General features: G+C 59.4%; 12 protein-coding genes. 3 read left to right on the top strand and 9 right to left on the bottom strand.

The window, feature by feature from the left end; all coding sequences use genetic code 11:
* Positions 1–4: 4 nt before the first annotated feature.
* The 9 genes from E8K88_RS06320 to E8K88_RS06280 form a co-directional block, all read right to left on the bottom strand.
* Positions 5–904, bottom strand: a complete 900-nt coding sequence (locus E8K88_RS06320) for a DMT family transporter (RefSeq protein ID WP_136405804.1) — start codon at positions 902–904, stop codon at positions 5–7.
* Positions 905–1,240: 336 nt separating this feature from the next.
* Complete coding sequence (locus E8K88_RS06315) at positions 1,241–2,518, bottom strand: glutaminase (protein WP_136405803.1); 1,278 nt, start codon at positions 2,516–2,518, stop codon at positions 1,241–1,243.
* Entirely contained in the window at positions 2,515–2,889 is a 375-nt protein-coding gene (locus tag E8K88_RS06310; RefSeq protein WP_240754369.1) for a tRNA-binding protein, read from the bottom strand. The genes E8K88_RS06315 and E8K88_RS06310 overlap by 4 nt, the downstream gene beginning before the upstream one ends.
* A gap of 429 nt (positions 2,890–3,318) precedes the next feature.
* Complete coding sequence (locus tag E8K88_RS06305; RefSeq protein ID WP_136405802.1) at positions 3,319–4,290, bottom strand: Bug family tripartite tricarboxylate transporter substrate binding protein; 972 nt, start codon at positions 4,288–4,290, stop codon at positions 3,319–3,321.
* 172 nt (positions 4,291–4,462) lie between these two features.
* Complete coding sequence (locus tag E8K88_RS06300; protein WP_136405801.1) at positions 4,463–4,750, bottom strand: hypothetical protein; 288 nt, start codon at positions 4,748–4,750, stop codon at positions 4,463–4,465.
* A gap of 11 nt (positions 4,751–4,761) precedes the next feature.
* Positions 4,762–6,894, bottom strand: a complete 2,133-nt coding sequence (gene glyS, locus E8K88_RS06295) for a glycine--tRNA ligase subunit beta (protein WP_136405800.1) — start codon at positions 6,892–6,894, stop codon at positions 4,762–4,764.
* A 209-nt stretch (positions 6,895–7,103) separates the two neighbouring features.
* On the bottom strand, positions 7,104–8,372 hold the full coding sequence (locus tag E8K88_RS06290) for a L,D-transpeptidase family protein (protein WP_136405799.1): 1,269 nt from the start codon (positions 8,370–8,372) through the stop codon (positions 7,104–7,106).
* Positions 8,372–9,739, bottom strand: a complete 1,368-nt coding sequence (locus E8K88_RS06285; protein WP_240754368.1) for a nuclear transport factor 2 family protein — start codon at positions 9,737–9,739, stop codon at positions 8,372–8,374. The genes E8K88_RS06290 and E8K88_RS06285 overlap by 1 nt, the downstream gene beginning before the upstream one ends.
* Before the next feature lie 670 nt (positions 9,740–10,409).
* Positions 10,410–10,682 (bottom strand): hypothetical protein, encoded by a 273-nt coding sequence (locus tag E8K88_RS06280; RefSeq protein ID WP_136405798.1) that lies wholly within the window; start codon positions 10,680–10,682, stop codon positions 10,410–10,412.
* Here E8K88_RS06280 and E8K88_RS18465 point away from each other — a divergent pair.
* The 3 genes from E8K88_RS18465 (at position 10,681) to E8K88_RS06265 (ending at position 17,989) form a co-directional block, all read left to right on the top strand.
* Positions 10,681–14,196: a hypothetical protein gene (locus E8K88_RS18465; RefSeq protein ID WP_168797261.1), complete on the top strand. Its 3,516-nt coding sequence runs from the start codon at positions 10,681–10,683 to the stop codon at positions 14,194–14,196. The two genes, E8K88_RS06280 and E8K88_RS18465, sit on opposite strands and share 2 nt — an antisense overlap.
* A 60-nt stretch (positions 14,197–14,256) precedes the next feature.
* On the top strand, positions 14,257–14,772 hold the full coding sequence (pal, locus tag E8K88_RS06270; protein ID WP_240754367.1) for a peptidoglycan-associated lipoprotein Pal: 516 nt from the start codon (positions 14,257–14,259) through the stop codon (positions 14,770–14,772).
* Between the two features lie 223 nt (positions 14,773–14,995).
* Positions 14,996–17,989 (top strand): UDP-N-acetylmuramoyl-tripeptide--D-alanyl-D-alanine ligase, encoded by a 2,994-nt coding sequence (locus E8K88_RS06265; RefSeq protein ID WP_136405797.1) that lies wholly within the window; start codon positions 14,996–14,998, stop codon positions 17,987–17,989.
* The last annotated feature ends 273 nt before the right edge of the window (positions 17,990–18,262 follow it).

Here is an 18,262-nt window from a genome sequence, read left to right as displayed (position 1 = left end):
GTTCTTACCGTTGCGCGGACAAGTAAATACCCGACACAATCAGCGCAAAGGCTACCGCATGGTAGAGCTTGGGCCATTCGGCCAACAAAAAGGCCGATAGCAAGGCCGTGATCAGTGGCGTGAGGTTGCTGAAAAAAGCTGCAATGGTCGGTCCGGCGCGCTGCACTCCCAGGCCCCAGCAGCGGTAAGCCACCAAGGCAGGCCCCAGCGCAATGAACAGCAGGCCGCCAATAAACGGCCAGCCCCAGACAATGCGAGCATCCGTGAGCTGCCACTCCAACGCAGTGGCTACGCCCGACCACATCACGCCAAACAGCATTTGCCCCAGCAAAAAGGCCGCCCAGTCATTGCGCAGCGCAGCAGGAATCACCGCACGCATCAATAGCCAGCTGTATATCGCCCAGCACAATGCCGCTACCAGCATGAACAAATCACCTGGCACTAGGCGCAAGGCCAACAGTTGCGATACATCACCCCGCGAGAGCACCACCAAGACACCGGCAATCGAGAACAGTGCAGCAAGCAATTGCCGCCGGCTCGGGTACACACGGAACAACAAGGCGCCAACCACCATCATCCAGATCGGCATGCTGGCAGCCACCAAGGTGATGTTCAGTGGTGTGGAGGTCCTGAGCGCAAAGTACTGAAAGCCGTTGTAGCAACCGATGCCAAAAAAGCCCATCAAGGCCAGCGGCTTCCAGGCCTGCCACAAGCCACTATTGGCCCGAAACACGCGCCAGCCTATAGGCAGCAAGATCAGCGCAGCGAGCAGCCAGCGCAGCAAATTCAACGTCACTGGCGGCACCAACGGCGCCATGATGCGGCCTACAACGGCGTTGCCAGCCCACATCAAAGGCGCGACAGTGAGCAGCAAGGCTGTGGAGGGGGATATTTTTGAAGGCATGCAAGCGTGTCTTTGATGCACAAGGCATAAGCAGGGGGCCTGCACTCCAACAACGCTACGCAGCGCGCACGGGCTAGGACCCCATTTCAGATGCGGGTTTTAAAGCCCGTGCAATGCCTCAATGCAAGGACTTAACAAGCCGCGCCAAACGCAAAGAGGATCGCCAAAGGTTTTCAATTGTCACACGCTGGGTGTGGGAGTCAAGCCCAGATCAGCTGCACCCCATGCAAGAAGCGAGCATTGAGTCGTGAATCCAGAAGTTCTGTACCCCCATAGCGCAGCGCCAACGAGGCAGGCCGCCGCATGACAGATCAGCTGGCGCGAATCGCAATCGGCTTATTGCCTGCAAGCAGCCTCAATGGCTGTTTGCAATTGACTAAAAGTATTCACGCGCAAAGACTTCGCGTTGATGCCTTGCTGTAACAGCTGGCCTGGATCAACCAAGCCCACCCACACCCCCTCTTGCTGCATATGCGCCACCGCATCGACCAGCAAACGCCCACCAATGGCGTTGAGCTCAATGACCCGGCTGACGTCCAGAATGACGGGGCCCAAACGCTGGCCTCGGTCTTGCAAATTGCGCAGCAGCAGCTCGCCTTGGGCAAAATGGATATCACCTTGCAGCTCATACAGGTCAATGTCGGCACGCACCTGCACTTCTGGATTGCGCAACGAGGCCCGCGCCGTAGGCAAGGCCTCCATCACATGCAAGCCCATATCACCAGAGAGGCGCTCCATCATGCGCACGCCCCGCACGCTATTGCCCGCCTCATCCAGCTTGGGTGAAAACACCGCCACACCAAACTGGCCTGGCAAGGCCCCCAAAATACCACCTGCGACACCGCTTTTGGCCGGAATACCAACCCGCGAGAGCCAGTCGCCAGCGCCGTTGTACATGCCGCAACTGGTCATCACGCTGAGCACCTGGCGCACCAACTTGCGGTCAAACAGCTGCTCGCGCGTGCGCGGGCAGCGTCCCTGGTTGGCCAAAATACCGGCCATCCGCGCCAAATCCTGAACGTTGACCTTGATCGCACACTGGCGCGTGTAACCGGCCACGATCTCGGAGACATCGCCCTGCACAGCGCCGACGTTTCTGAGCATATAGGCCAGTGAGAGATTGCGAAACGCCGTCTCCAGCTCGGAGTTGTAAACGGCCTCATCGACCTGCAACGAGCGCCCCGTCATGCGCTCGAGCAATGCTTGCAATGCCTGCGCCCGCCCTGCTCCTGGCGAGCCCGGCAACAGTGCGTGCGTGGTGATCGCGCCAGCATTGATCATCGGGTTCAGTGGCCGTTCGGTGCGCTCATCCAGCGACAACTCGTTGAAGGCCTCGCCTGAGGGCTCGACGCCGACTTTTCGCAGCACCGCATCCAAGCCGTGCTCGCGCAGCGCCAGGGCGTAAGCAAAGGGCTTGGAGATCGACTGGATGGTGAACTCGTAGTCGGTATCGCCAGCCGCATACACCACGCCATCGGTCGTGCAGATCGCAATCGCCATTTTGTGAGGGTCGGCCTGGGCCAGCTCAGGGATGTAGTCGGCCAGCTGACCACCATCGCCGCTGTCACACTGGGCCAGCAAACGGGCCAAATAATCAGGCAGAGGCGTTTTCATAGCAATCGCGTCCCCAGCGGAACATCCAAATCTGGCACGCACAAAGCGACATGGCCGTTGGCATCATGAAAGCCTGTGACCAGGCACTCGGACTGGATAGGACCAATTTGTTTCTTAGGAAAGTTCACCACCGCCACCACCAAACGACCGACCAGTTCTTCAGGCCGGTAGTGGTCGGTGATTTGGGCGCTGGATTTGCGCAGCCCCAGCTCAGGGCCAAAATCAACTTGCAAGATGTACGCCGGCTTGCGCGCCTGCGCAAATACCTCGGCGTGCACCACCTTGCCGACGCGCAGCTCGACTTTGGTGAAATCTGCCCAGGTAATTTCGGTATTCGTTGTTGTGCCATCCGCCATTGCATGTACTCCCATTGACTAGTCCAGAGCGCACTATTGTGCCTGCAGTGCCATAAAAAAAGCCTGTCTCTGATGCAAAGACAGGCTTTTGAAGACGTTCTTAGAACGTGTTTACGATCTTTTTGCAGTCACGCAAGGTACAAAAAGAGGCAGTGCAAGGCGCTTGTTGCCGCTCAACCATCTGTCTGTGCAAAACGGGCAACGCCGCAATGCGCTTTTTTGTGCCTTGCAGTTCCTTTTGGTATTGGGGGTTGGAGCCCAAAAGGCATGCTGCTTTGTTAAAAATCCTCGCCAGGCAAAAAGCCCAACTGCGGCTTTCGCCGCACACCCTACCCTTTTGGACTCCAACGCGCTCTGCGAAAAGATCGTAAACAGGTTCTTATTGCCATTGCACCACACATGCATGGCCACGGCGGCAATACTGCCTTGGCCATGCATGCACGATCAATCGAGCTGTACGCCAGAGTCTTTGACGACCGACTCCCAAGCGGTGTAGTCCTTGTTCAGAAACTCGCCAAACTCAGCCACTCCCATTGCCAATGGCTCCGCCCCTTGGGCCTGCATCGCCGAGCGCACGGCCTCATCGGTCAACAGCGTGTTCACGGCTGCGTTGACGCTGTTAACCACGTCCTCGGGCGTGCCTGCTGGCGCCATCACGCCATACCACGTGGCGACATCAAACTCCCCAATGCCTTCAATGCCCAACTCTTGCACCGTGGGCACATCAGGCAGGGACGAGCTGCGGGTGGCCGAGGTCACAGCCAAAGGACGCAGCTTACCAGCTTTGATCTGGCCCAGCGCCGACGGCACTGACGACGACAGCAATTGCACATTACCGGCAATCACATCCAGCATCGCTGGGTTCGAGCCTTTGTAGGGCACATGCACCAGCTTGATGCCCGCTTCCTTTTCCAAAATAGTCGCCGCCAAATGGATGGACGTGCCGTTGCCTGGCGAGCCGTAGGTGATGGAGTCTGGCGCTTTTTTAGCGGCAGCGACCACATCAGCCAATGTTTGGTAAGGCGAGTCGGCACTGGTCGCAATCAGAACGGGTGAGTACGCCACATGGGCCACTGGCGCGAAGTCCTTGACTGGATTCCAGGTCAGGTTTTTATACAGCCAAGGGCCAATCACCAGATTGTCTTTTTGGCCAAATACAAAGTTGTAGCCATCTGGCGTTGCGCGTGCAGCCTCCGTAATCCCCAAGGTGCCGCCAACGCCTGGGCGGTTGTCGGCCACGATATTCCAGCCATGGGCTTCGGACAACTTGGCCGAGACCAGACGCGCCAAAATATCGGTACCGCCCCCTGGGGGGAAAGGCACAATCATGCGCACCGGCTTGGTTGGCCAGCTTTGCGCTGCGGCCACAGTGAGCGTCAAGCCAATGGCTGCAGCGGTAAGGACTTTCTTAAACATGCAATTCTCCAATGCGTTCTTCATACTTGGCACGACGGAGGGTGGAATGTGCAAAAGCTAGGCCCTACTGCAGCAACGCAGCATCCGTAACTTGCACGCCAGAGGCGATCCTACCCATAGCCGTGACAAAGTTAGATAGCGAAAACCACCAGATCGACACCGATCATGGTGCTTAAAAAAAGCAGCCCAGCATGTCATACGGCAGCAGCAGCCCCAGGGTGGCGGAGTTGAAGCGCTGGCGCTCAGTGTCTAAACCATCTTGTGGAACAGTGGACTGAATCGGGGCTACATCAGGTGCAGGCAAACCATGCGCGACGGCGCCTGCCAATACAAACTGCCTGTACCAGTGGTAGGGCTCAGCAGTCTCATCAAATGCTTGCGCGATACAGGCCAAGGCCTGCACCGCTGCAAGCGGCGCCAGCCCGGCGCCTGCTGCACGGCCGAAGGCCGTGTGCGCCATCAACTCCCAGTTTAACTGGCCAGACGCGAGAGATCAGCCACGCGGTTCATGGCCTCTTGCAGGGTTTTGAGCAGCCCCAGACGGTTGGCTTTGAGGGCTGCATCATCGGCATTGACCATCACCGAGTCAAAGAAAGCGTCGACCGGTGCTTTCAACGCCGCCAGAGCTTGCAAGCTGTTGGTGTAGTCACCGGTTGCATAAGCGGCCTGCGCCACTGGAGCCACCGCTTGCAAGGCCGCGTAAAGCTGTTGCTCGGCCTCTTCCTGCAGCAGCTCTTGCTTGACCTGCGCATCGACTGCGCCGCCGGCCTTCTTCAAAATATTGCCTACGCGCTTGTTGGCTGCGGCCAGGGCCTGGGCTTCAGGCAATTGGGCAAATGCGCGCACCGCTTGCAGGCGTTGCGCGACATCCGCCAGGCGTTGCGGTTGCAGCGCCAGCACAGCATCGACCTCTTGCGCGCTATAGCCTTGCTCACGCAAGCTGCCAGCCAGACGTTCATAGATGAATTGGCTCAGCGACGCGGTGACGTCGCTGAACTCGGTTTGCGCCGGAATACGGCCCGCAAAACTGGCCTGCACATGGGCCAGCACATCGGCCAAGGCCAATTGCGGTGCTTTTTCCACCAGCATGCGAATCACACCCAACGCGTGGCGGCGCAGCGCAAACGGGTCTTTGTCGCCCGTTGGCAAATTGCCAATGCCAAACATGCCAACCAGGGTCTCGAGCTTGTCGGCCAACGCGACCACCACGCCCACATCACCACGTGGCAAGCTATCACCAGCAAAACGCGGCTTGTAGTGGTCTTCGATCGCATCGGCGACCGGCTCAGGCAAACCATCGTTGAGCGCGTAATAGCGGCCCATCGTGCCTTGCAACTCAGGGAATTCACCGACCATGTCGGTGACCAGATCGGTTTTGGCCAATTGCGCGGCCAGATCGGCTTGCGCGGCATCGACCCCCAAAGAGCCGGCAATCGCACGCGCAATCGCACGCACGCGCTCGACGCGCTCGCCCTGTGTGCCCAGCTTGTTGTGGTAGACCACCTTGTCCAGCTGTGGCAGGCGCGAGGCCAGGGTTTTCTTGCGGTCCTGGTCAAAAAAGAACTTGGCGTCTGCCAGGCGTGGCCGCACGACACGCTCATTGCCTTCGATCACCGCACTGGCGTCTTGCGGGCTGATGTTGGAGACCAGCAGGAAGCGGTTGGTCAAAGTACCATCGGCAGCCAGCAGCGGGAAATACTTCTGGTTGGCCTTCATTGTCAAGATCAGGCACTCTTGCGGCACTTGCAAAAAGGCCTCTTCGAACTGGCAAGTCAGCACATGCGGACGCTCGACCAAGGAGTTGACCTCTTCCAGCAAAGCCTCATCTTGCACCGGTTGGCTGCCTTGGCCCACTTGCGCGGCTGCGGCTTGCAACTGGCTTTTGATCGACTCCAAACGCGTGTCGTAATGCGCAATCACCGCACCTTGCTCACGCAGCTGCTCGGCATAGCGGTCCGCATGCTCCAGCACGATCTGGCTGACTTTGGCCTCAAAGCGATGGCCGTGCGTGGTATTGCCACTTTGCAAGCCCAGTGCATGCACGGGCACGACGCTGGCGCCATGCAAGGCCACCAGGCCGTGGGCAGGCCGCACAAACTGCACGCTGTCCCAACCGGGCAAATCCACACCGGTTTCGAGCTGGTAGGTCATGACCTTGGGGATAGGCAGCTGGCGAATGGTCTCTTCCAGGGCCTTTTGCAAGCCCTCAGCCAAAGTGGCACCGGCTTGCACACCATCGAGAAACAAGGCCTCATTTTTGCCTTCGCCTTCGCGCTTGAGTTGCGCCACGGCGCTCTCATCCAAGCCCAGCGAGGCCAACTTTTTGAGCAACGCAGGACTGGCTGCGCCGTCTTTAAGACCGACGGCTACCGGCATCAGCTTTTGCGAGACAGGCTTGTCTTGCGCTTTGTCCAATACGCCACTGACATGCACGGCCAGGCGGCGTGGTGTGGCAAAGCCTTGGATGGCACTGTCTGAAGTCAGCAAGCCTTGGCTGCCCAAGCTGGCGGCGATGCCCTGGGCAAACGCGTCACCGAGCTTGCGCAGGGCTTTGGGAGGGAGTTCTTCGACAAACAGTTCAACGAGCAGATTTTCGGTGGTCATTGACAGATTCAAGTGTGATGCAGGCATTTGCAGCCAAAAAACACCCGCATCTAAGCAGTATGGCTACAAATAATAAAAACAGGAGAACACGAAGCGCCGCTGCTGGGTCTGCGAGCTGGACGGATGCGCCTCACATGGAAGGCCACATTATCAGCCGAATTGGCAAGCGGCCCAAAGGAAAGACACCGCAGAGTGCTGCAGAGCCCCTGTCAAGGCTGGAGTTCAGCCAGCACATCTTCCGAAAAGATCTGCCATTGGCCATTGTTTTGGCGCCAATATTGGCGCAGCGACAGGCCATTGGGAAACTCAGGGCTGAACGAGCGCACGTTCACAATGCGCACCTCTCCCATCGCATCACGCCACTCGTAGAGTGAGGTCTCAGCGAGGCGAAAGTCTCTGGAGGCATAGTGTTTGGCCTGCCGCTCAAACAGTTTGCGCTGGCTGGCCGACTCACGCAACTCAGGCGTGTAGAAAATGTCCAAGCCGCCCATGCCCGCGGCGCTGGAGCGGGCCAAAGCCCAGGCGTGGACGGTTTTATCAAATGCAGCCATTGTTGGCTGCAGCGCCTGGGGCTGCACCCAATCCAAATAGGGCGCAAACAGCACAGGCGTGCGCCGATCCACGGTTTGCAGCAACAATTGCATATCGGGATTGGACAAAACGACACAGCCGTCGCTGGCCTGCGGCACGCGGGCAAACTGGTCCGAGGGCGAGCCGTGCAACCAAATGCCGCTGCCGGTGCGGCCATGCAAGCGATCCCAGTCATTGGGATAATTGACTGGCAAGGCCCCCACGCCATACAAATCAGGCAGCTTCGCGCCAGGGATCATGCGCGTGGTGAAGTACATGCCCAGTGGCGTGCGCTGATCGCCTTCCTCGCGTTTGTCCACGCCTTGCTTGCCCACCGAAATATAAAAGTCACCAACCAGGCTCAGGCCTTGCTCACCATTGGCAAACAGGTACAGGCGCGACTTGGCTGCATCGACAGCAATGGCGTGGCGCACGCTGGGGTCGAGTTTGAGAAACTGCGCAGGGACTGCACCCTGCGGTGGCGGCGCGGCAACCGCTGAGAGCCGCAGCCGCAGCTCGTCATGCAGCCCTTGCAGGCTTGCGCGCTCGGCCTCGCTGGCCTGGTTCAAGGACAAACCGCTGCGCAGGCGCAGCAGGTCGGAATACACCAGCTGTGCCAAGCGGAAATTGGGGGTGCTGGCCAGCAGCACGTCCAGCTCGGCCAACGCCTCATTGAGTTGGTTTTGCTCGATCTTTTGGAACACATACACGAGGCGCGACTCGGCCTGCAAGCTGTCGGTCTGCGCGCTCTCTGGCAAAGTCTGGGCGCGCTGAGCCTGAGATCCACCCAACAGCGCCAGCCATATGCCCAGGGTTACAACCAGGCTACGCAGCACCGGGCGAGGGCGCCTTTGGGCCACGGCGCCCACCCCGCTGCGGCGATGCGCAGCTGCAATTGGAGACGACATCAACCACCTGTTCTTTCGCTAGCAATGCGCCACTGCCCGCCTTCTTTTTTCATCGTCAAGGTTTTCTGTGTCGCCGCCCTGAATCCACCGGCGGTGTAAGTTTGGTGAAAGCGCACAGTAGCCGCGTCGTTGCTGACGCCGGTAACTTTCAGATTGCGCAGTTGCACCGTGATCTTGGGCCGTCCCACGGTTCTCTCCGTGCGTTGTGCCTTCCATTGCGCCACTGTGCTGCCATCGGCTGGCTTGAAGTCGGCACTGTAAACAGCAAAATAAGCCGGCATGTCCTGCGCCTCCCAGGCCGTGGTCCAGGCCTTGACTACAGCATTGATGTCTGCAACCGCACTGGCCGTCGAATTGGCAGGGCGCTCGGCTGGTTTTGTCGCTGCTTGTGCTTGCGGCGCAGACGGCTCTGCTTTGGCTGGTTCAGCGGCCTTTTTCGCGTCATCCAAGCGCTGTTGTGCGACCAGTTTGTCGGCGGCAGCCTGCTCAGCTGCGGCTTTGTCTGCCGTCGCTTGTGCAAGCGCAGCCTGCTCAGCTGCCGCTTTCTCAGCCAAAGCCTTTTCAGTGGCCACTTTGTCTGCTGCGGCTTTGTCTGCTGCGGCTTTGTCTGCCGCCGCTTTATCAGCCAATTGCCGCTGGGCGGCCTGCTCGGCTTCCAGACGAAGCTGGCGGGCTTGCTCTTGCTCTTGTTTTTGCTGCGCCAGGCGTTGCTGCTCTTCTTGCGCAGCTTCACGCGCCTGCGTTTGACGCAGGTGTGCTGGCGTTTGTGCCTGAGCAGGCATTTGGGCCACCTGCACGGCCTCGTTAGTGCGCGCAGCACCTGCCCCATCTTGGAGCGGCACAATCTGCGTAATCATGGACAGCTTGGGCTGCAAAGCCTTGCGCGAATCATCAAGCTGCAAGGCCTTGGTATAGGCTTCGCTGGCCATGCGGGCATACAAATCGCCCAAATTCTCGTGTGCGGTCGCATAACTGGGGTTGGTGCGAATCGCCGACTCCAACACTTCAACGGCTTTGCGCTCTTCACCTTGGGCCGCATACAGTACAGCCAAATTGTTAAACGGCTCTGGCAACTGTGGATACTCACGCGAAATCGCCGTAAAAATATCAATCGCCTTGGCGTTACTGCCCTGCTCCGTGGCAATCACACCTTGCAAAAAACGCACCTGGACATCACCGGGATTGCTCTTGACATACGCGTCAGCGCGTTTGGCTGCCTGCTCCAGTCTGCCTTGCTCTAACAAACCAGAAATTTCATCCACGACTACCTGGTCAGCCCAGGCAGCACCGCTGCCATACACAGCGCAAGCACCGACCACCAGCGCCATCAAGCGCGCGGCCATAGACAACTTGAATTGCTGACGCAAAGAGCCGGTGCCTTGCCGAGCTGTTATGGAAGAAAGGGCTGTTGTGGGATTCAGTGAAAACAGCACTCTCTTAGACGCAATAGACATACAGGCCCTTTAGGTTCAAAAACATCCGTTGACTTCACCACTACAGCTCTCCAAGAGCCTGTTCAAAATCCCCACGCAGTCGCGCAAGACTCAAAAGGTGGCAGTACTAGGCGCCTGTTGCCGCTCATACGTCTGTATGAGCAAAACGGGCAACGCAGTAATGCGCTTTTTTGTGCCTTGCCCTTCGGGTTGGTGTCCAAAAGGCACGCTGCTTTGTTACAAATCCTCGCCGGGCAGCTAGCCCGACTGCGGTTTTTGCCGCGCATCATATCCTTTTGGGCTCCAACGCGGTCTGCGTAGAGATTGTGAACAGGCTCTAAGGCAACTGTGGCAGTGCAAGGATGCCGATTGTATAGGAGCTGCCTCACGCTGTTTCAGGCGTGCGTCATCTACAACACATCTTGGCAGGCCATGCCCCACCAAGGCCATCTTGCAGCATACAAGCGGCCACCCACATGCCTCACAACTGCTGCAAACAGCATGTGCCGTAACGTAGATTTGGGCGGAACGTAACGTAACACACGGCGTAACGCCTTGTAATGGAATTGTTCAACAAAATAAAAAACCAATATAAATCAGATATTTAAAATAAAAAAAACACAACTACAAAAAAATTTGTGGTGGCATACAAGTTGCAGAAATCAAAGCCATGCGAGATTGCAGCGGTCACAACGGCGGCGTGCATTTTTAGATTTTGGGTTTTCTGGAGAAACATCATGTCGGTCACCACCTCTTCTGCCAACACATCAACGAACCTGAGCCGTTCCTTTGAGTCTCTGGACCAACCAGCCACTGTGACACTGGCACAAGCTGGTGCGCCAGCGACTATGGCCATGCCTGCAAACAATGCTGCCATGGCCAACGCAGCGCCAATCGCAACCTTGACACAGGCCTCTGAAGGCGTGCTCATCGTGCGCAATGGGCAGACCATGAGCGCGCAAATCGGCAGCCAACTGCTCATTGGCGATCGCATCACCGTGCCAGAAAACGGCAGTGCCCAAGCCAACTTCCAGGGTCCTGGCGGCCAGTCTCTGGTGGCGACATTTGCAGGTGGCACGGACGCAACGCTCTCAACCCAAAAGAATGACGACGGCGCAGCTGCCATGGTGCTGGACTTGGCCTCTGGCAATGTCGATGTGGCCGCCGCCAACGACGACGGCAGCGCAGTCGGATTGATTGTGAACAAAGAATCGGCCACTGCAGGCTCTGATGCCAGTGACTATCTGCTCGCTGGCTTGCTGGGCGTTGGCGCAATTGCTTTGATAGCGTCTTCATCGGACGACGACGATGACAACCCAGTGGTCAACCCCACCACTCCTACAGACCCTACCGCCCCTACCGATCCAACGGAGCCAACGGAACCCACTGACTTCACAGAGCCAACAGATCCGACTGGCCCCACCGACTCTACAGACCCAACTGGCCCTACTGATCCAACGGACTCTACTAATCCGACTGACCCTACTAATCCTACTAATCCGACTGACCCAACTAATCCGACTAATCCTACCGACCCTACTAATCCGACAAACCCTACCGGCCCTACTGATCCAACTGGCCCAACCGATCCGACTGGTCCTACTGATCCGACTGGCCCTACTGATCCGACCGACGGAAGTGGCCTGATCACATCTGTAAAAGATGTGCTGGGCACTGTTGGTGACGGAACTTTGGTTGAGCCTTTGACCAACCTGCTCGACAGTTTGCTCAATCCAAGCACCGGTACCCTGAGCTCAGTGACCAGCATTTTGGAAGACCTGACCAATACCAACGGTGGCGCTCTGGGCCCATTGACCGAGCTGGTCAATGGCCTGACGCTGATCCCAGGTGACGCACTCAACCCGCTGTTGCTGACCCTCAATGAATTGATCAACGGCCTCGATGGAAGTGGACAAGGCGGACTGTCAGGCGTAGTCGAAGCCGTACTGGGCGAGAGTGGTCTGCTCGGCGGTATCGTGGGTGAAAACGGCGCGCTTGGCGGCTTGTTGACAGGCGTTGGCGACTTGCTGGGCGGCCTGCTGGGTGGACTACTGGGCGGCGGTTTGGGCGGCTCAGGCACCCCTCCCACCCAACCAGGCGATGGCGTTGTAACGGCCTTGCAAGATGTAATCAATAGCCTGGCCAATGGCACAGTGGCAGAGCCAGTGGGCGAGCTGCTCAACAACTTGCTCAACCCAAGCGATGGCACACTCAGTTCTGTTACAGGCATTTTGGAAGGTTTGACCAGTGCCGATGGCGGTCCACTGGGCATTTTGACCGAGCTCGTCGATGGCCTGGCCAATGTGCCTGACCAGGCCCTGGCACCAGTCATCGGTACCCTCAATGAGTTGATTGCTGGCTTGATTGACAGCAGCGGCGCTGGCGGTTTGTCCGAACTGGTCGATTCGGTCCTGGGTGGTCTGCTGCCTAACACAGGCAATGGCTCTGGCACTGGCCTGGTAACCACGGTCAACGACGTCGTCAACGGCCTGCTCGGCGGCACTGTTGCAGAACCGGTCAGCGAATTGCTGGCCAGTTTGACCAACCCAAGCGATGGCACTTTGAGCGCTGTCACCGGCATTCTGGAGGGCTTGACCAGCGTTGAAGGTGGCCCACTGGGTGTCTTGACAGAACTCGTCAATGGCCTGACCAACGTACCTGGCCAGGCACTGGCACCGGTGATTGGCACGCTCAACGATCTGATTGCTGGCTTAGGTGGCAGCGGCGGCGCAACTGGCCTGGGAGGTCTGGGCGGCTTGGTCGAGTCGGTACTCGGCGGCCTGCTGCCCACTCCAGACAACGGCTCTGGCTCAGGCACTGGCCTGGTGACCTCCGTCAATGACGTGGTCAACGGCCTGTTGGGCGGCACTGTCGCACAACCAGTCAGCGACTTGCTGGCTGGCTTGCTCGACCCAAGCGATGGCGCTCTGAGCACGGTCACTGGCGCGCTGGAAAACCTCACCAACGTCGATGGCGGGCCACTGGGCGTACTCACTGAGCTGGTCAACGGCTTGGTCAATGTGCCAGACCAGGCGCTGGCACCAGTGATCAGCGTGCTCAACGATTTAATCGCAGGTTTAGGCAATGGCACAGGTGGTGCAGCCGGCCTTGGCGGCTTAGTCAACACCGTGCTGGGTGAGAACGGTCTGCTCGGTGGGCTGCTCGGCGGCGTGACCGGTGGGGGCCTGCTCGGCGGCGTCACCGGCGGCGGCGGCAGCGGCTTGCTCGATGGCCTGCTCGGTGAAAACGGCCTCGTAGGTGGCTTGGTCGACACGGTGCTGGGCGACAACGGTCTGGTCGGTGGCCTGGTCGGTGGCGACCTGCTTGGCGGCATCACCGGTGGTGACGGCGGCCTGCTCGATGGCCTGGTCGGAGAAACCGGCCTGGTCGGTGGCTTGGTCGACACCGTGCTTGGCGAAAACGGTCTGGTCGGTGGCCTGGTAGGCGGTGTAACAGGTGGCGGCCTGCTCGGTGGCCTGGTCGGCGGTGTAACAGGTGGCGGCCTGCTCGGTGGCCTGGTCGGCGGTGTAACAGGTGGCGGCCTGCTCGGCGGCGTCACCGGTGGCGACAGCGGCCTGCTCGGTGGCGTCAGCGGTGGCGACGGCGGCCTGCTCGATGGCCTGGTCGGAGAAGCCGGCCTGGTCGGTGGCGTGGTCGACACCGTGCTTGGCGAAGACGGCCTGGTCGGTGGCCTGGTAGGCGGTGTGACTGGTGGCGGCCTGCTCGGCGGTATCACCGGTGGTGACAGCGGCCTGCTCGGTGGCCTGGTCGGTGAAAACGGTCTGGTCGGTGGCGTAGTCGACACTGTGCTGGGCGAAAACGGTCTGGTCGGTGGCCTGCTCGGCGGCGTCACTGGTGGCGACGGTGGCCTGCTCAATGGCCTGGTCGGTGAAACCGGTCTGGTCAGTGGTGTGGTCGACACCGTGCTGGGCGAAAACGGTCTGGTCGGCGGTTTGCTTGGCGGCGTGACCGGAAGCGACGGTGGCCTGCTCAATGGCCTGGTCGGTGAAACCGGTCTGGTCAGCGGCGTGGTCGGCACCGTGCTGGGCGAAAACGGTCCGGTCGGCGGTTTGCTCGGTGGAGTTGCCGGAGGCAACGCAGGCTTGCTCGATGGACTACTGGGCAACAACGGCCTGGTCAGCGGCTTGGTGGGCGGCATCACCGGTGGTGATGGCGGCCTGTTGGGTGGCAGCAGCAACGGCGGTTTGCTCGGCGGCTTGCTGGGCGGCGGCGGCTTGCTCGGCGGTTTGCTGGGCAAGGCCCAAATCGCGCCACTGGCCACAGCAAGCAATGATGGACTGGAGTCCATCACAGCGCCGATCAGCAGCATTGCCGACAGCGACACCGGTCTGTCTTTGGCGCAGCAACTGCAGCACCACCAAGTCGCCTAAACACGCGCAAGCCCCTTGGTTGCCACTGCAACGCAGTGGCAACCTTATCGAGAGAGCCTTATGTCCATGCTTCGAATCACCTTACCAGTCTGCGCGTTGTTGGCGCTGGCCTTATCGGCTTGTGCCAACACAGGCGCCAGCAGCTCCGAAAAGTCATCGCATACCTATGCGTTTGGCAAACCGCGCGCCACCAACAGCGTCGCCTCGGTCGTCGCTCAAACTGCCCCGGCAGGCCGGGGCCCCGAAAATGTCGCCACCTTGGTGTATTTTGATTTTGACTCCGATGCACTTCGCCCCAGCGACCGCAGCGTGGTCGAGGCCCATGCGCAATGGCTGCGACAGCACCCTGAGCGGGCAGTCGTCTTGCGCGGCCATACCGATGCCCGTGGTGGCTCGGAGTACAACCTGGCGCTGGGCCAGCGACGTGCACAAACCGTCAAACAAACGCTGCAGATCCTGGGCGTAGATGCCAAACAACTGGAAGCGGTGAGCTACGGCAAAGAACAACTGGCCGATGTCGGCAGCAATGAGGCCGCCCACCAGCGCAACCGCCGGGTGGAATTCGACTATCGCTAGACCGCTGCTATTGCCCCCGCTGCTGAAATGCGTATAGCCCCACGGTGCGCTCCAGGCGCTCTTTTGAACGCCATAGCCATCGATATGGACGAAAAAAACGTGCACGCCAGACCGTCTGAGGTCGTGCTCAGCCACCACAGGGCTTTGTGCAGAGCTGGTCTATGCCAAAGCCGTGAGCGTGCGTTGTAGCACCTGCGCATTGATTGTCTGCAAAGGTTTAGCCATGAGCCTACCGGTTCCATCCTTTCACTCCAACAGCCCGCCAGTTCGCACAGAAGTGCCCAGGGCGCATTGGAGCGCGTCTGCGGCCTTGGCCCAAGGCCCGGTGGTGCTGGACCAAATCCTGGAGCACGCCCGCCAGCACCTGGCACTCAGGCTACAAGGCCTGCCCGAGCCATGGCCAGGCTGCGTGCTGGTTTTTTCGGTGGCCCATGCCAACGAATTGGCCACCGTATTTCCTATCAAGGCCCATACCTTTAAATCGGCTTGGCGCGAAGGCTCCATCCGTGTGCGGCAGTGGGCCTGGGCCAGACGACTCGATAGCGCCGCCCTGCGCATTGACTGGGCTGAAGAAGTCCTGGTCTACCCAGCCGGCCACCAGCTCAGTGCCAATGACGTAGAACAACTGCGACGCAGCAACAGCGCTATCGCGGATCTGGGCTGTGAGCACACGCTGCTCTTGCAACAAGCACTGTTGGCACCTGCTGCAGACTTGCCGGCTTGGGCTGGCGCCATCCTGGCTGGCCATGCCGCACGTGAGTCTTGGCTGGTGCTGCGCATGCGCGGCATTTTTCTAGACCCCTACAGCACGGCCCCTATCCATCTGCCCAGAAACCCATTAGCGCCACTGCAAGGCACCACGGCCCCTGCAGGCATGGATATGCAGCTGCACCACGCGGGGCAAGCGGCCTTTGTGGGCCTGATTGCCCAGCAAATGCCTGCAGGCCACTGGCCGCAAAGCAGTACCCTGGCCGAACACTTGCAGGTTCAGTACAGCCTGCTGCAATTACTACGCACCGGGCCAGCACCACGCAACGCCAGCACCTTCGCTCCCTTGGTGTCGGCACTCGCGCGTGCCAGCAATTACGCAGCCAATGCCGTGCCCCAAGATGCACAAGAGCAAGCCTGGGCATTGCTGGTGCTGAGTTTGAGCACCACCGTACTTGAGCACAACGCAGCAGCGCAGCCACCAGTGGCAGCGGCGCTGCACAAGCTGGCCCAGCACACCGAACAGGCATTGGCCAGCACGCCCCCCCAATCGCCTGCCCCCAGCCAGCACAGCCCCACTGCACTGGCTCTGCTGCAACGACTGGCACTGCGTGCCTATGCGAGCAGCAGCGCCTGCACGACGCGCGCCAGCTCTGCCAGCGCTCTGCCACACTTGGACTGGCCCGAGAACTGGCTGCACCTGCTGGCCCAGCCATTTGTGAACGCCCACCGCCACAGTCCACCATGGCTGAGCTGTGCGTTGGTAGAAGCCTGCCAGGACCCGGCCACACGCAATTCTGCCAGCCCACTTTGCCCGCTGGAGCGCAAGCGCACGCTGGAGCAACTCGATGCGTTGCACCAACACTTTGCCTGGCCTGAGACGGCGATGTACATGCAGCAGCGCCAGCAAATGCACATGCTGTTCACAACAGCCCCTTGGCCGTCAGAGGCTGAGCAGTCGCAACCAGGCCTGGCACAGCAAGCGCTTTGGCTCAACCAGGCCAGTGCCTGTGTGGCGCTGCTACACGGCCTGGCGCCCACAGCGCCGGCCCCCAACGCTGCGCGCAACTCCGATACAGCGCATACTGCCAGCCCCGCTGCGCCAATGCCCTGGAGTGGCCAGAGCATGGCCTCGTTGATGGCCGGACAGTGGCATCTGCCGCAAGGCATGTCTGTGCCAGCTGCGCTTACCGGCTTGAGCGTGACGCGCCAAAGCCACTCGCAAGGCGCAGCGGTGCTGGTGCGCCACACAGGCGATGCACTCGGCGTTCCGGCCGCAGTTGCTGCATCGTTGCAGCCCAGCGCCTTGATCCAAGTGACTGGCCACCCAATCCCCCCGGACTTGCCAGTACTGGAGGTAGCGGGGCTGCATGAAGCCTTGCAGCGCCTGGCCGGGCATGCTCGGCAACGCGTACAAGGCCAAGTCATTGGCGTGACCGGCTGCACTGGCAAAACATCGACTCTGCGCATGCTGGCCCAGTGCCTGTTTGGCAGCAGCTCAGCGCAGCAAGATGCCATCGTGCAACACGCCCCCGCCCTGCAAATGCTCCACTGGAGCGAGACCGCCCCCTGGCTTTTGGCCGAGCTGCCCTGGCAAAGCGTGCCTGAACAATTGCAAATGCTTGCCCCCGATATCCTGGTTGTGACCAATCTGCCGCCCGCCCCCACGGGCGATGCTGGTCCGCCACTGGCCAGTCAGATTGAGCAAGCCCTGCAGGAACTGATGTCCGCCATGCGCCCAGGCAGTCTACTCATTCTGAATGCCTGCTTGCTGCCACCGGAGACCTTGCAGGCGCTGGCCGCCCGTGCACACATAAGGCTCAGCACTTTTGGCCCGCAGCCTGGCGCCACCGTGTATGAATATGGCTGGGAAAACAGCGGTCATTTGCATATCCAGTTACAGCCCTGCGCCAATACAGACACATCCAGCTCAGCCCCTGTCATGCGCGTTGAGCTGCAAGCCAACGGGCACCACATGGCGCTCAATGCCCAGGCAGCCTTGGCTGCGTTGCAGGCCATGCAGCTGCCACTGGCCACCCACGCCAGCGCATTGCGCCACTGGAGCCCACTGCCAGGGGCCGGACAGTCAGAGTACCTGCCGGGCAACCGTGTCATGCTCGACCACAGCAACACCAGCGAACTCCTGGCAGCGCACGCGGCATTTGCCCAGCTGCTCAGCCATGCCCCCGATCCGAGCCAGCGCTTGATCGTCCTGGGTGGCATCAAGGCTTGCGCTGAGCAAACGGGCAGCTTAGTAGAGGCGCAGATGCTGCTTGCACCACTGCTACAAAGCACCCCCGCACGGCGCATCCTGCTCTACGGCCAAGCGATGGCCGACCTGGCGCAGCAGCTCCATGGACTGCATCAGGTGAGCTGGTACCAGGACTTGAACCAGCTGATTGACTCGCTGTTGCGCACATTGCAGCCGCATGACACGGTATTGCTGTTTGGTCGGGCAATAGTCAATCTCAACCTTGTTGCAGTTGCAATTCGCGAGCTCGCAGCCTGAAATACACATACAAATAGCCGCAAAAAATAAATGGATATGCCATTAAACGTATCTAAAAAAAGACATTTACCTGCCATTTTTCAACAAAAAACTTTCATTTCCCTACAAATAACTGTTAATCGCTCAACGGAAGTCCAATATTCAAAACATTGTTAACTTCTTTTAAAAACAATCACATAAAATATCAGATTGTGAAATGGATGAATTCGACCGCTCTCAGAGATCAGAAAAATGTCATAAACTATGATTTAGTTGACATTACTTACATTTTGA

Origin of the sequence: Lampropedia aestuarii (genome assembly GCF_004803635.1) — a bacterium.
Classification (GTDB): domain Bacteria; phylum Pseudomonadota; class Gammaproteobacteria; order Burkholderiales; family Burkholderiaceae_C; genus Lampropedia; species Lampropedia aestuarii.
Note: the sequence above shows the minus strand (reverse complement) of the source record. Positions and strands in the feature narration are given on the sequence as shown.

What these genes read in the sequence shown, in the direction of transcription:
- E8K88_RS18465 (WP_168797261.1), top strand. Translation starts at nt 10,681, where the DNA reads ATGGCCAACGCAGCGCCAATCGCAACCTTGACACAGGCCTCTGAAGGC.
- E8K88_RS06305 (WP_136405802.1), bottom strand. Translation starts at nt 4,290, where the DNA reads ATGTTTAAGAAAGTCCTTACCGCTGCAGCCATTGGCTTGACGCTCACT.
- E8K88_RS06315 (WP_136405803.1), bottom strand. Translation starts at nt 2,518, where the DNA reads ATGAAAACGCCTCTGCCTGATTATTTGGCCCGTTTGCTGGCCCAGTGT.
- pal (WP_240754367.1), top strand. Translation starts at nt 14,257, where the DNA reads ATGTCCATGCTTCGAATCACCTTACCAGTCTGCGCGTTGTTGGCGCTG.
- E8K88_RS06310 (WP_240754369.1), bottom strand. Translation starts at nt 2,889, where the DNA reads ATGGGAGTACATGCAATGGCGGATGGCACAACAACGAATACCGAAATT.
- E8K88_RS06320 (WP_136405804.1), bottom strand. Translation starts at nt 904, where the DNA reads ATGCCTTCAAAAATATCCCCCTCCACAGCCTTGCTGCTCACTGTCGCG.
- E8K88_RS06265 (WP_136405797.1), top strand. Translation starts at nt 14,996, where the DNA reads ATGAGCCTACCGGTTCCATCCTTTCACTCCAACAGCCCGCCAGTTCGC.
- E8K88_RS06300 (WP_136405801.1), bottom strand. Translation starts at nt 4,750, where the DNA reads ATGGCGCACACGGCCTTCGGCCGTGCAGCAGGCGCCGGGCTGGCGCCG.
- E8K88_RS06280 (WP_136405798.1), bottom strand. Translation starts at nt 10,682, where the DNA reads ATGGCAGCATTGTTTGCAGGCATGGCCATAGTCGCTGGCGCACCAGCT.
- glyS (WP_136405800.1), bottom strand. Translation starts at nt 6,894, where the DNA reads ATGACCACCGAAAATCTGCTCGTTGAACTGTTTGTCGAAGAACTCCCT.
- E8K88_RS06290 (WP_136405799.1), bottom strand. Translation starts at nt 8,372, where the DNA reads ATGTCGTCTCCAATTGCAGCTGCGCATCGCCGCAGCGGGGTGGGCGCC.